Source organism: Vibrio sp. SCSIO 43133, assembly GCF_023716845.1.
In the GTDB taxonomy this organism is placed as follows: Bacteria; Pseudomonadota; Gammaproteobacteria; order Enterobacterales; family Vibrionaceae; genus Vibrio; species Vibrio mediterranei.
Window position 1 is genome coordinate 2,217,728 of sequence record NZ_CP068024.1, and the last position, 14,450, is coordinate 2,232,177.

At 45.2% G+C, this 14,450-nt stretch carries 11 protein-coding genes; 2 read left to right on the forward strand and 9 right to left on the reverse strand.

What is annotated here, in order from left to right:
- Nucleotides 1-55: 55 nt before the first annotated feature.
- The 6 genes from gnd to JKJ11_RS10540 form a co-directional block, all read right to left on the reverse strand.
- Nucleotides 56-1,504: a decarboxylating NADP(+)-dependent phosphogluconate dehydrogenase gene (gene gnd, locus JKJ11_RS10515; RefSeq protein WP_252038144.1), complete on the reverse strand. Its 1,449-nt coding sequence runs from the start codon at nucleotides 1,502-1,504 to the stop codon at nucleotides 56-58.
- A 95-nt stretch (nucleotides 1,505-1,599) separates the two neighbouring features.
- Nucleotides 1,600-3,102: a glucose-6-phosphate dehydrogenase gene (gene zwf / locus JKJ11_RS10520; RefSeq protein ID WP_088877605.1), complete on the reverse strand. Its 1,503-nt coding sequence runs from the start codon at nucleotides 3,100-3,102 to the stop codon at nucleotides 1,600-1,602.
- A 161-nt stretch (nucleotides 3,103-3,263) separates the two neighbouring features.
- Nucleotides 3,264-4,268, reverse strand: coding sequence for a LacI family DNA-binding transcriptional regulator (locus tag JKJ11_RS10525; RefSeq protein ID WP_038225819.1), 1,005 nt, complete (start codon nucleotides 4,266-4,268; stop codon nucleotides 3,264-3,266).
- A gap of 190 nt (nucleotides 4,269-4,458) precedes the next feature.
- Nucleotides 4,459-5,562: a porin gene (locus JKJ11_RS10530; protein ID WP_006073841.1), complete on the reverse strand. Its 1,104-nt coding sequence runs from the start codon at nucleotides 5,560-5,562 to the stop codon at nucleotides 4,459-4,461.
- A gap of 147 nt (nucleotides 5,563-5,709) precedes the next feature.
- Complete coding sequence (locus JKJ11_RS10535) at nucleotides 5,710-6,726, reverse strand: nuclear transport factor 2 family protein (RefSeq protein ID WP_006073842.1); 1,017 nt, start codon at nucleotides 6,724-6,726, stop codon at nucleotides 5,710-5,712.
- Between the two features lie 133 nt (nucleotides 6,727-6,859).
- Nucleotides 6,860-8,164, reverse strand: coding sequence for an MFS transporter (locus tag JKJ11_RS10540; RefSeq protein ID WP_031494084.1), 1,305 nt, complete (start codon nucleotides 8,162-8,164; stop codon nucleotides 6,860-6,862).
- Between the two features lie 337 nt (nucleotides 8,165-8,501).
- Between JKJ11_RS10540 and JKJ11_RS10545 the strand changes: the two genes are divergently transcribed.
- Both JKJ11_RS10545 and JKJ11_RS10550 read left to right on the forward strand, forming a co-directional pair.
- Nucleotides 8,502-10,043, forward strand: a complete 1,542-nt coding sequence (locus tag JKJ11_RS10545) for a sodium:solute symporter family transporter (protein WP_038222829.1) — start codon at nucleotides 8,502-8,504, stop codon at nucleotides 10,041-10,043.
- 14 nt (nucleotides 10,044-10,057) lie between these two features.
- Complete coding sequence (locus tag JKJ11_RS10550; RefSeq protein WP_006073665.1) at nucleotides 10,058-11,428, forward strand: L-serine ammonia-lyase; 1,371 nt, start codon at nucleotides 10,058-10,060, stop codon at nucleotides 11,426-11,428.
- Nucleotides 11,429-11,491: 63 nt separating this feature from the next.
- Here JKJ11_RS10550 and JKJ11_RS10555 read toward each other — a convergent pair whose 3' ends face one another.
- From JKJ11_RS10555 to JKJ11_RS10565, 3 genes are all read right to left on the reverse strand, one after another.
- A complete protein-coding gene (locus tag JKJ11_RS10555) occupies nucleotides 11,492-13,210 on the reverse strand; it encodes an ABC transporter substrate-binding protein (protein WP_038222822.1) in 1,719 nt (572 codons plus the stop codon).
- Nucleotides 13,211-13,338: 128 nt separating this feature from the next.
- Complete coding sequence (locus JKJ11_RS10560; RefSeq protein WP_006073669.1) at nucleotides 13,339-13,611, reverse strand: DUF2160 domain-containing protein; 273 nt, start codon at nucleotides 13,609-13,611, stop codon at nucleotides 13,339-13,341.
- A gap of 11 nt (nucleotides 13,612-13,622) precedes the next feature.
- Nucleotides 13,623-14,441 carry a carbohydrate ABC transporter permease gene (locus JKJ11_RS10565; protein ID WP_006073671.1) on the reverse strand — a complete coding sequence of 273 codons (819 nt, stop codon included), beginning with the start codon at nucleotides 14,439-14,441 and terminating at the stop codon, nucleotides 13,623-13,625.
- Between the last annotated feature and the right edge of the window lie 9 nt (nucleotides 14,442-14,450).

Genomic DNA, 14,450 nt, shown 5'->3' on the forward strand with positions numbered 1-14,450 from the left:
TCGCACCAAAAAAAGCCTCGCTAATTAGCGAGGCCTTTGTCATTTCACAAACGAATTATACGTCGTAAGTCGTTGAAGCCGTGTTACCACCTGTACCAGTCCAGTTTGTGTGGAAGAACTCACCACGTGGACGGTCAGTGCGCTCATAAGTGTGAGCACCAAAGTAGTCACGTTGAGCTTGAAGCAGGTTAGCTGGTAGACGTGCTGTTGTGTAACCGTCTAGGAAAGATAGCGCTGAAATCGTACATGGCATTGGGATGCCCGCTTCTAGAGATTTCGCTGCTACTTTACGCCATGCCGCTAGGCTGCTTTGTAGGATGTTTTTGAAGTAATCATCTGAACCTAGGAATGCGATATCTGGGTTCGCTTCGTAAGCATCACGAATATTACCTAGGAATGCAGAACGGATGATACAACCACCACGCCACATTAATGCTACGTTACCGTAGTTTAGATCCCAACCGTTCTCGTTTGACGCTTCACGCATTAGCATGAAACCTTGAGCGTAAGAAATGATCTTAGATGCAAGTAGTGCTTGGCGCAGTGCATCAACCCACTCTTGCTTATCGCCTTCTACTGGAGTAATAGTCTTGCCGAATAGAGATTCAGCTTCAACACGTTGGTCTTTAAGAGCAGATAGACAACGAGAGAATACAGATTCAGAGATAAGCGTTAGAGGAATACCAAGGTCTAGTGCGTTGATACCTGTCCATTTACCCGTACCTTTTTGGCCAGCAGTATCAAGGATCTTCTCTACTAGTGGCTCACCGTCTTCATCTTTGTAACCAAGAATATCAGCGGTGATTTCTACTAGGTAGCTGTCTAGTTCTGTCTTGTTCCAATCTGCAAATACAGCCTGCATTTCATCTGCAGACATACCTAGGCCGTCTTTCATGAACTGGTACGCTTCAGTAATCAACTGCATGTCGCCGTATTCGATGCCGTTGTGAACCATCTTAACGAAGTGACCTGCACCATCGTTACCAACCCAATCACAGCAAGGCTCGCCAGCATCAGTTTTCGCAGAGATACCTTGGAAGATAGGCTTAACTGCTTCCCAAGCTTCAACTGCGCCGCCTGGCATGATTGAAGGTCCGAAACGAGCGCCTTCTTCACCACCAGAAACGCCAGTACCGATAAAGTGGATACCTTTTTCACGTAGCTCAGCAACGCGACGGTTTGTGTCTGGGTAGTTTGTGTTACCGCCATCAATGATGATGTCGCCTTTGTCTAGTAGTGGTACTAGCGCTTCGATGAACTTATCTACAACATCACCAGCACGTACCATTAGCATCACTTTGCGTGGCGTTTCTAGCTTATCAACGAGTTCTTCTAGCGAGTATGCACCAACAATGTTCGTGCCTTTTGCTGGACCTTCCAGAAACTCGTCAACTTTTGCAGCAGTACGGTTGTGAGCCACTACTTTAAAGCCGTGGTCATTCATGTTTAGGATAAGGTTCTGACCCATTACCGCCAGACCAATTACACCAATATCACCTTTCATTGTTCTCTCCATCAATTCGGCAACTTAACTTGCTGCTTTGAAATCTTTTCGTCGAGCCAAGTTGTGCAGCTCTCCTAGCTCGACATTATTTGTGATTACAGTTCGCAGTAATCGGTATCAGTCAGGTTTTTACATGGGAAGCGCCACGCGCGACCATCATTATGTAGTAGCTGATCTGACTCTTGTGGACCCCAAGTACCACACGCATAACCAAACAGGGATTGCGGATCTTGCTTGTAGTCCAGAATTGGTTGAACAAATTCCCAACATGCCTCAACTGCATCGCTACGTGCGAACAGCGTAGCATCACCATTAAGTGCATCAAGTAATAGACGCTCATAAGCTGTAAGCATCTGTGTCTCTTGCAGTGATGCGTAATGGAAATTCATTTTTACTTCTTTTGCATTGAAACCAGCACCTGGTTCTTTCAAACCAAAGCTCATTTGAATGCCCTCATCCGGTTGAATACGGATGATCAGCTTATTCTCTGGCGCATCTTTACCAAACACTGGGTGCGGCGTTTGTTTAAAGTGAATCACTACCTCTGTCACACGTGTCGGCAATCGTTTACCTGTACGAACATAAAAAGGAACACCGTTCCAACGCCAGTTGTCGATAAACATTTTCAAGCCAACGTAAGTCTCTGTGCGAGAGTCGTCAGCAACACCATGTTCGTTGCGATAGCCTGGTAGGAATTGACCACGTACGTTAGATTCTGTGTACTGCCCGAGTACAAGGTTGTTACGCAGGTCTTCATCTGAAAGAGGACGCAAACACTGCAGCACTTTAACTACTTCGTTACGAATAGCGTCAGCGTTAATTTGAGCTGGAGATTCCATACCGACCATTGCTAACACTTGCAATAAGTGGTTTTGGAACATATCACGTACCGCGCCAGAACCATCATAGTAGCCACCGCGCTCCTCCACACCAAGGAACTCGGCACCTGTGATCTCAACATAGTCGACATACTGGTGATTCCAAAGTGGCTCGAACATGGCATTTGAGAAACGTAAAACCAATAGGTTTTGTACCGTTTCTTTACCCAGATAATGGTCGATACGATAGATTTGATGCTCTTGGAAATGCTCGTGAATTTCTTTGTCCAATTGGCGCGCAGACGCTAGGTCATAACCAAATGGTTTTTCGATGATCAAACGCTTCCAGCCATCAGCTTCATCATTGAGACCGTGAGCAGCAAGACTTGCAGGAATAATGCTATAAAGGCTTGGCGGTGTCGCCAAATAGAAAAGCGTATTACGTTGCTCGAAACCATATTGGTCAGCAACATCATCAAGGCGGGTTGCCAGTTTCGCGTAGTCTTGAGTATCAGAAGTATCAATGGCTTGATAGTGAAGATGATTACAGAAGGCTTCTAGTTTTTCAGGTTCTGTTTTTTCCATCTCCTGAAGGGAGTGTTTTAGCTTTTCTCGGTATGATTCGTCGCTGTATTGAGTGCGGCTTACACCAAGAATTGCGAAAGATTTAGGTAGCTGGTCGCTAGCATACAAATGGTAAAGTGCAGGGATCAACTTACGATAAGTAAGGTCGCCTGAAGCACCAAAAATCACGATGCTGCTGTTTTCAGGTATTACCATCTTTTTTCCTTAGACAATGGGGGCAATTGTTTAGCGGACGCAATGTTAACAGCGTGCTAGAGAAAAAGAAAATAAGTTTTGCCTATCCAAAGGATAGGCAAATTCACTCAAATGATAAGGTCTGACCACGACTATTATAGTCAGTTTAAAGATATTAGAGGTTAGTTAGTGCTATTTCGCTCAATAAAGCGTACGGGAACCATCAAGCGAACCAAACTTGAGTCCTTTTCTTTGATTTGATTTGAAATGATTTTTACTGACTCTCTCGCAAGACGTGTAAAATCTTGGCGGAAGGTCGACAGCTCATAGCTTAGCCAAGTAGCCTGTGGAATATCATCAAAACCAATCACCTGAACATCTTCCGGGATCTTCAAATCAAACTCAAAACGGGCGATGTCCATAAAAGCCATGGCAAGGTTGTCTGTCGCGCAGAACACACCTTGTGGCTTTGCCCCACTCTTCAGCAATGCACGGATCTCTTCTAGAGCGCCACCATAATCGTAGTTGGCTTCAACGACTTTTGGATTCTTACCTGTCAGCGATTTAAACTCATCGCAAAAACCATTGACACGCTCTTGGTTCGTAAAAGTAGGAACTTCACCCGTTAGATAAACGACGTCAGACAACTTGCTATCCGCAAAGCGCTGTGCGGCGATTTGCCCTGCAGAGTAGTTATCACTGATCACATAACTACTCTTAGTTCCCTCGACGACACGGGCGTATTGCACGATAGGAATATTAAACTCTTCACACTCTTCATAAAGCGCTGTGTTGAACGTAGCGGATGCGGCAATGACGCCGTCTACTCGATATTGGAAAATATTAGGAATCGAGTGTTGATTCTCACCATCAACTTGCCACGGTATTAGCACTGCTGAGTAACCAATTTTTTGCAGCTCGCTACTGATGAGCTGCAGCGTTTTCATGTGGATGGGATAATCCGCATCTGGGAAGACTAGACCGATAAGTTTAGACTGATTAGTCGTAAGACTTCGTGCGAACGCATTGGGGCGGTAGTTGAGCGCTTTTGCTGCCTCAAACACCTTTTGTTTGGTCTTCTCTGAAACAGAGCTTCCCTCAACAAAGACGCGAGATACCGTCGATTGTGAGACCCCTGCAAGTTTAGCGACATCTTTTGACGTGACCGTCTGTTTTGGAATATTCATTTATTTTGTTTAATTCATCTAGCCAGTTGCGCTAAATGTAGCATAAATTGGTACGTATGCATAAATAGAAAAGCCTTACATCGTTTAAATGTAAGGCTTTAGTGCTTAGATACCATATAAAATGGGTTGTACCCATCAACCTCCGGCAATTACCTATTCCCAAATTACTGAAGGTTGCGGGAACAAACCACTAGAAGTAGTAACGAATACCCGCAGAGAATTGGTTATCACGGTTATCATAGTGGTCTTGAACGTATTGATCATTACCTTGGTCAAACTGGTATTCAGCCCAAAGAAGGAAGGTATTCTTTGTAAAGTGATATTCTAGACCTGGAATGATGGTTTGACGCTCGTAGCCACTACCATTGTCATCTGTGCTAGTCAGATAGTTAACGTTAAGGGTTGGGCGAAGACCATTTTCAAAGTGGTAGTAGGTGTAAAGTTCTGCGCCACGCGAATCATAAAACTCAGCGTTGTCGTTTACTTCCCAGTTTGAGCCTTCGCTGTATGTCGCACCAACATAGAAACCGCCTAGTGAATAGTTCGCACCAAGCAACGCGATACGTTGAATGTCCCCATCATTGATGTTTGACGCATTCTTGATATCAGTAAGTTCATTCTGGTGATAAGCCAAACCAAGTGTTAGACCATTTTCAAAAGAGTAAGAGGTAGAAGCGCCCATACCGTTTTTCAATGTTGCTGTTGCATTGCCAGATAGAGCAACATCGTTACGTGTTGTTTGGTAAGTAAAGCCGTATTTCCAGTCTCCACCCAAGTTGTTGCGATAAGTGATGGAGTTTTCTGCACGACCCGTGCCTGATGCAATACCCCAATCAGCTAGGTTGTAATAACCAGTACCACGTGAACCATAGGTACGACCTAAGTCGGTGTACCAAGCCACATCATAGAAAGTACTCCACTGCTTAGTACCTGCAGCGATTTTACCCCATTTTTCGTGCTCTATACCTGCGTATAGAAGACGACTGTAGATGTCGTTAGCAGTCGAAGAAGAGTTATACCCCCACTCTGCGTGACCAAAGCCTTGCCAACCATTTTCAAGTTGCTTAACGCCTTTAAAACCGAAACGAGAGCTACCGCTGTTGAACTCATCAGTACGAGCTTCATACTCACCAGCGTTGTCATCAAAATTACGTGCCTTGTTTTGGTAGCGAACTTCAAAACGACCGTCAATAGTTAAAGAGTCACCATTTTCATTGGTAAAAGTGTGTGCGGCCATTGCAGAGGCAGAAGTAAGTGCAGTTACCACTAGTACACTTAATACAGACTTTTTCATTTGCTTCCTACTTTACAGGCAATAGAAAGCCTCCGTGCCTAACAGCCCGTTAAAAATAATAATCAAGGAAAAACGATGCCACATCCTGTGGCATCGGTTGGGAGCAGGCTTGAGGTTGAGAGGACGCTCAAGCCGTATGTATTGCTCTTATAGAGAAGGGTTAAGGATGCTTGAAGTACGCTCGAACACGTCTAGACCTTGCTGTTTTAGCCAGTAAGGTAGGTCGATCAGTACCCAGTTCTCAGATAGCTTGTCGCCGTCACGGTAGTAAACGTCAACGACTTGCATGTCCGCACGAACTTCACCGCCAGTCATACCTAGGAAACCACCGATTGGCGTGTTTGATAGGTTTGGCCAACCGAAGAAGCAAGAGAAACTACCTTCTGCGAAACGACATACGTGGCCGTTAAACTTCTTGTCTTTTAGGTTGTTACGGAACGGCAGTTGGTGCTGCTGTTGGTAACGAGGAATTGTGTAAGACGCGCCGATACCACATGGACCGTACCAGATCATATCTTCAGACCAGCTCTTCGCTAGCACTTCTGGTGGGCACCCCATAGCACCGCTGTCGTTAAGTGCCGATAAATCGTCAACCATCTTGTTCACTAGTGCTAGTGTTGCAACTCCCTCTTCTGGCGCAGCGTCTTCGAATAGAAGACCGTCATGGTTACGTGGACCTGGGTAAGTAAAGTGCTTGCCAGTTGATGGTGGAAGTGGGTAGCAACCCGCTTGATCCATTACACCTAGTAGGTCTAGGAAAAGACCTGTTTTAGTAATTTTACCGTTCTCTACGCAGTTGAATTCAGCGTAACGGATGTTCATGATTTTGCCTGTTGGACGCATACCTAGGTATTCAGCATCGAATAGACCCATGAAGTGACCCATGCTCATAACCCAGATTTCACCTGACGTTACTTCGTTCTCACCGCCGATAAAAATATCTTGGCGACGTTGCATGCGAGTCATAGATTTCATCAAAGGAGCCCAGAAAACTTCTGCAGCAGCTTCCGCACCTTCTTGCTCACGGAATGGGTAAACACCACGCCATAGGTAATCTTTTGAAGTGTGAGCTTTTAGTACTTCAGCAACGTTTTCGTGCGTTGCGTTTTCCATTGCGTCGAAGTAATCACGTACAACGCGTTTTGCTTCTTGATATTTAGACATAATCATCTCTCTTATTAATGATGAGTCATTGTTGGAACAGGACTCGTAATTAAGTTAGGTCGTCGACAGGTATCTTCAGATACCGGAGAGAATTTACCCGTCGACTAAATTCGTTAAAGACTAGGCTCTTTGATTAAGCGCTCGCTTTTTCTACTTTCTTCTCTTTATGGAACACGCCGCCTTTTAATGTCTCAGGCAATGTTAGCCATAGAAGACCTGCGATGATCCATACGATTGGTGAACCCCACATTGCCGTTTGAAGGTCGGTACGCTCTTGGATAAAGATAAGTACCATTGGTGCCCACATACCTAGGATACGACCGCCGTGGAACAATGCTGCACCGTAGCTGCGAAGGTGTGCTGGGAATAGCTCTGAGAAGTAACCACCCCATACTGCTGATGAAGACAGACCGAAGTTATAAATCAAGCCAAGAATAGCAAGCATGTTCAGGCCGCCAATGACCTTGTCACCCGGTGCGATGAAGAAGATTGACACCATGATACCGGCTAGGATAAAACCAAATGCGTTCACCTTACGACCGTACTTATCTGCTGCCCAACCCCAGAACCAAGCACCGAATAGCGAGCCAAATGCTGAGATAGAGAAGATAAGACCGATTGTTGCACCATCAAACATGCGCACTTCACGTAGATAAGTCGTTACGAAACCACCAAAGAATTGGAAACCGTAGAAGTTTAGGCCGGCAAGTAGCAAACAGGTAATTGTGATAGTGCGGTAAGGCTTACTTAGCATCTCGCCCCAAGAACCTTTCTTCGCTGTCACGTTAGAGTCTGCTGAAGCCTCAGCCTTCGCTTGCTCTTCTTCACCATAAGCAATCACTTTCTTATCACTTGGTAGAACGAAGATCATTAACACAGCTGCCGCTAGTGGTGGCACACCGCCAACCCACATGAGGCTTTGCCATGGAGCATCGATGCTTGTGATAAATGCCGCATACGCACCCATTACCATCAAAGCGACAGAGAACATAGAAGATGCAAAGGCAGTCAACTTACCGCGCACTGTTGGAGTGAATAGACCAATCATCAATGAAACAGCAACCGTGAAGTAGCCACCCAACGATAGACCGATGATGAAACGCATTGCAGCCCATGTTGCGTAGTCGGTAAACATCATATTGATGATGGTTGCGCCACCGTTTAGTGCCGTAATAGCAATCAAGGTGTTCTTTTTACCAAACTTGGTTGCGAACCAAGCACAGCTTAATGCACCAATCAGGGCACCAACTGACTGCCATGTATAGAACTGAGCCGTATCCGACAAGCTAATTCCGTCGTACGCTTCAACGATATAGGGGCGTACGTAGTCAATAATTACAAAGTTATAACAGTAAAAGAAGTAACCAACCAAGATAGCTAAGTAGGCAGCCACCCTTTGGATCATTGGAACTTCGCTCATGTGTTTTTTAGCGGTCATAGCCGTTAAACCCTTATTTTAATTAGGTATAGTATTTTTAATGGCGAGCACAGTGTTTCTAAACTTTATTTGACTGCCCCCGTTCTGCGAGATGAATCTTACTTTTTTTGTGGTTTAAAGATCCGTGATCCATATCAAAAACCAATGAATACGCACCCATTATGCAAATTTTGGTGACAACGATCACGCAAACGTGCAAAATTCGCCACTTCGATGTATTTATAGTCAATTTAGTCGATGAATCTCACATTTATTGACTCAGAACTGTATCATTCGCCTACAATGACGATAGAATCCACTCGAATTTGAAGCAAAATATGTTTTGGAATAATCAATAATGGTTACGTACTCAAGCCTCGTTGTAATCGCCCTATACATTACAGCAACCATATTTATCAGCTACTTAGTAAATAAGAAGCTGAAAACGGGTGGAGACTTTTCGACAGGTGGACGTCAATTCGGTTGGTTTACTGCGGGAGTTTCCATTCTCGCGACTTATATAAGTGCAATGACCTTCATTGGAATGCCAGGTTGGGTCTATGGAACAGGGATGGAAGCGATGGCGATCCACCTCAACTACCCTTTGGTGATCTTTTTTACCGTGGTGTTTTTCGTTCCTATCTTCTACAAGCTCAAACTGACTTCTATCTATGAGTATCTAGAAATGCGTTTTGGTATCTATGCCAGAACCATCAACTCAATCGTTTTTCTTGTGGTGCAATGTATCTCTGCAGGTGTGATTTTGTATGCGGTGTCATTGATTTTGGTCCAGGTTTTACCCATCACCATTACCCAAGCGATTTTGTGTATAAGCGTATTTACCGCTATCTACACCTATGCGGGCGGTATCTCGACGGTCATATGGACAGACATGCTTCAGTCGCTGATCCTAGTTATTGGTACTATCGCTATTTTCTTTATTTTAATTTTCGACATAGATAGCGGCGTGAAATCGACACCTGAGATGCTCAACGTCATTAACCTGAGTATGGATCCAAGTGTCGATACTACACTTTGGGCAGGGCTAGTCGCGGTTGCCTTTCTACATCTCAGCGTCTACGGCACCAATCAACTGATAATCCAGCGCACTCTTGCAACCAAGTGCATTAATTCAGCCCAAAAGTCGATGCTGCTTTGCGGTTACGGGGCGTTTTTTATCTATCTACTGTTCTCCATTTTAGGTGTGCTTCTTAACTTGTTCTACGATGGTCAAGTATTTGATAACCAAAATGAAGTCATCTTAGATTTTGTGTTCAACCACACCAATCCAATTATTATCGGTTTGATCATTTCAGCATTAGCAGCTGCAGCGATGTCGACACTGGATTCAACCTACAACTCAATGGCAACCGTAGCGACATTTGATATTTATAAGCGCTTTATTAAAACCGATGCTGAAGATGCTCATTATGAAAGTACCGCGAGAAAGATGAGTTTAGTTGCAGCAGCTTCGGTGGTCGTACCGGCAATTTTGGCGGTATCCAACGAATCCGTATTAAAGACGATCGCTAGTCTGACCTCAATTTTTGTAGGTATTCGTCTAGGCTCTTTTGTGTTAGGAATAGCGTCTAAGAAAGCCAACGAAAAAGGCATTATTCTCGGAAGTATTGTTAGCATGGTTGTAGTGTTTGCTGCTAAAGGAATGAACATCGCGTGGCCGTGGTTTGCACCAATAGGGACATTGGTATTTTTGGTCGTAGGATTGACCGCTAGCTATAAATGGGGCGAAGTAACGCCCGAGCAGCTAGACTTTATTCATAAACAGAAGCACTTGATCGCTAAACCGAAAGCCAGTCATTACGGGCTATTTGCCTTCGCTGCGTTCACAGTGGTCATTTGTATATATATCCCCGACTGGCTTGGTTCAGTACTGCTGTAATAAGGTAATAGGTTATGTTGTCCATCTTCGACATTTATAAGGTTGGCGTCGGCCCATCTAGTTCTCACACTAATGGTCCAATGATTGCTGGCTATCAGTTCACTAAGTTGATCGCAGACTCACTAGAAAATGTGGTTCGAGTTCAAGTTGATTTATACGGCTCACTCTCACTGACAGGCATCGGTCACCACACTGATCGTGCCACTATTTTAGGCTTATTGGGCAACAAACCTGACACTATTAAGATTTCGAGCGCAAATCAAGCGATGAGAAATGCTATCGAAGATGGTGTGTTACCTCTCTCAGGCACTCACCATATTCCGTTTAACTACGAAACAGACATGCTGTTTCATGAAGACAATCTGCCTTTACACGAAAACGGCATGACCATTTCTGCATTCGATAAACAAGGTGAACGCATTGGCTTTGAGACTTACTATTCCATCGGCGGTGGCTTTATTGCCACAGAATATGAATTGCAAAACGGTAAAGACGAAGAAGACGTCAGTGTCGAATTCCCGTTTAGCAGCGCTGACGAAATGTTAGAGCTAGCAGAAGAACACGGTATGAGCCTCGGTGGTATGGTACTTCGCAATGAATTGGCGTTCAAAGATCTTGAAGAAATCAATGATAAAGCCGAGCAGATTTGGCGAGTCATGTTACGTTGTATGGAGCGCGGTTTTGAAACTGAAGGTATCTTGGATGGCGGTCTAAACGTCACCCGTCGTGCTCCTAATCTACTGAAAAAGCTGGAAGCAAATGCCGCCATCGAAAATGATCCGATGGAAATTATGGATTGGATCAACTTGTTTGCCTTTGCCGTAAGTGAAGAGAATGCTGCGGGCGGTCAAGTGGTCACCTCTCCAACAAACGGAGCTGCGGGCGTTATTCCAGCCGTATTAATGTACTACCATCGTTTTATTAAAGAGCTTGATACCAAACAGCTCAAAGACTTTTTAGCGGTTTCCGGAGCCATTGGTATCCTCTACAAAACCAACGCCTCCATTTCCGGTGCTGAAGTGGGCTGTCAAGGTGAGGTAGGCGTATCATCATCCATGGCAGCGGCTGGCCTAACCGCACTACGAGGTGGTAGTAACGAGCAAATGTGTATCGCGGCAGAGATTGCCATGGAGCACTCACTCGGTATGACCTGCGACCCTATCGGCGGTTTGGTTCAAGTCCCTTGTATCGAACGCAATGCCATGGGTGCAATGAAGGCAATCAATGCTTCGCGCATGGCGCTTAAGCGAACCAGTAAGTGTCTCATCTCTTTAGATAAAGTCATCGATACTATGTATCAGACAGGCAAAGATATGAATAAGAAGTACCGTGAAACCTCGCAAGGTGGATTGGCGCTAATTCATTTGGCTCCGCCTTGTGAATAAATGTGCAAGTAAACAAATAAAGGCGACCAGAGGTCGCCTTTTTTGATGAACAACTTAACGATATTACTGCGCGATTAAGTCTTTGTAAGCGATAGTCTTGCCTTGAGGTTTCTCATTAGCGAGCTTAGCTTTAGGTGCTCCTGGTTGTGATAACCAATATTCTGGATCCTTCTTAGGATTCAGTTTTGGACCACAATCACCCTGAGCACCACTTCTTTCTAGACGCTTAAGCACTTTGTCTTGAGCTGCTGCTAGGCCGTCCAGAGCTTCTTGTGGTGTTTTTTCTCCACTTGCCGCTTCAGAAACATATTGCCACCATAGCTGTGCAAGTTTTGGATAGTCTGGCACGTTGGTACCAGTTGGGGTCCACTGTTTACGTGCATCACTGCGGTAGAACTCAACCAAACCACCCAGCTTAGGAGCAGCATCTGTCATCGCTTGAGAGTTAATGTCTGACTCACGAATTGGCGTCAAACCAACCAGTGTTTTCTTCAAGCTCACAGACTTAGACACGACAAACTGAGCATACAACCAAGCGGCTTGACGACGATCCACTGGCGTACTGTTTAGGAATGTCCACGAGCCCGCATCTTGATAACCAAGCTTCATGCCATCTTCCCAGTATGGGCCACGAGGTGATGGTGCCATACGCCATTTCGGTGTGCCATCTTCATTAACCACAGGTAGCCCTGGCTTGGTCATGTCAGCAGTAAACGCGGTATACCAAAAGATCTGCTGCGCGATAGAACCTTGTGCGGGAACCGGACCTGCTTCGCCAAACGTCATCCCTTGGGCTTCAGGTGGCGCATATTGTTTTAGCCAATCCACATACTTGGTGGTCGCATACACCGCCGCTGGACCATTTGTCGCACCGCCGCGAGCCACATCAGAACCGACAGGGCTACAGCCTTCTACACGAATCCCCCACTCATCAACTGGTAAACCATTAGGAATCCCTTTATCACCCGCACCAGCCATGGAGAACCACGAGTCAGTGAAACGCCAACCTAGTGATGGGTCTTTTTTGCCGTAGTCCATATGACCGTAGACACGTTCGCCATCGATCATTTTCACCTTCTCACTAAAGAATTCTGCAATGTCTTCGTATGCAGACCAGTTAAGTGGCACTCCTAGCTCGTAACCGTATTCCTTCTTAAACTTGGCTTTAAGATCGTCGCGCTCAAACCAGTCTGCACGGAACCAATATAGGTTCGCAAACTGCTGATCTGGCAGCTGGTAAATCTTACCGTCAGGACCTGTGGTGAAATCCAAGCCAATGAAGTCGGGAAGATCCAAATATGGGTTAGTCACACTCTTACCGTCACCTTCAATAAAGTCAGAGATTGGTACCACTTTTCCGTATCGAATGTGGGTACCGATCAAGTCTGAGTCATTGATATAGCCATCATAGATATTGCGACCTGTCTGCATTTGCGTTTGCAGCTTTTCTACCACGTCACCTTCTTGAATCAAATCGTGATTCACTTTGATGCCGGTTATCTCATAGAACGCTTTAGCAAGAACTTTTGCTTCATATTCGTGGGTAGTGATGGTTTCCGAAGCAACGTTGATTTCCATGCCTTTGAAAGGTTTGGCAGCATCAATAAACCACTGCATCTCTTTCGCTTGCTCATCAGCGGTCAACGTCGTCGGAGTGAACTCTTCACTCATCCACTTTTTAGCCGCGTCCATATCGGCAAACGCGTTTGGCGAGAGTGCTGCGAATGCAATAGATAAAGCAACGCAGCGGGTAAGATAAGACTTCTTCATATCCTTTTTCATTATTGTTTTACTCCAATTATGAGTGTTTTGTTTCGTACGTTATTAGTCACACCTAAGCGAGCCCTATGACATTGAAGCCAAATACAGCATGTTGAGCATGGTTAGGCACTTATCGGTGAAAGTTGTTATTACCCCCATTTCAAAACGGTCAAAATCCAAACCGTGGAAATCGCAAACGGCACCCAAATAGAGAGCTCCGTTAGTCCCACAAACCCAAGGTGTATATAGGCTGAACTCAGCAAGCCAATAAACAGTCGGTCTCCCCGTGTTGTACTGATTGGGAGAAACCCTTTGCGCTCAATACATGGCGCTTTAATTTCAGCAATGGTCATCGTTAACAAAATCAGTGCGATGCCAATAAAAAACAGTGCAGACGGAGTCGTCCATGCCATCCAAGCCATAATGTGTCTCCTTAAACTCGACCCAGTGCAAAACCTTTCGCAACGTGGTTGCGAACAAACCAAATGACAAGAATGCCCGGTACGATAGTCAGTACCCCGGCCGCAGCTAACACGCCCCAATCTATCCCCGAGGCACTGACGGTTCGCGTCATTACCGCAGAAATAGGCTTGGCATCAACTGATGTAAGTGTTCGAGCAAGCAGCAACTCAACCCAGCTGAACATGAAGCAGAAGAACGCCGTTACACCAATACCTGAGCGGATCATTGGCAGAAATATCTTCATAAAGAACTTTGGAAAGCTGTAACCATCGATATAGGCGGTTTCATCGATTTCCCTTGGAACACCTGACATAAAGCCTTCAAGGATCCAAACCGCCAACGGCACGTTAAACAAGCAGTGAGCAAGCGCGACCGCAATATGGGTGTCGAACAGGCCTACCGATGAATACAACTGGAAGAACGGCAACAGAAATACTGCAGGCGGTGACATTCGGTTGGTCAGCAGCCAGAAAAACAAGTGTTTATCGCCGACAAATTTGTAGCGTGAAAAGGCATACGCCGCAGGCAGTGCCACTGCTAACGTAATACACATATTCATTACCACATAGATGATGGAATTGACGTATCCCATATACCAACTTGGGTCGGAGAAAATGGTCTGGTAGTTCTTAAATGTCCAGTTCTCGGGCCAGAAGCTTAGGCTTCCCAATATCTCTTGGTTTTCTTTAAACGACATATTGAGCAACCAATAAATCGGCAACATCAAGCAGATGATATAAAGTGCTAAGCCGACAATTTGGGTATAGCGTGTGTATTTTGACTTCGTCATGGTTAAACC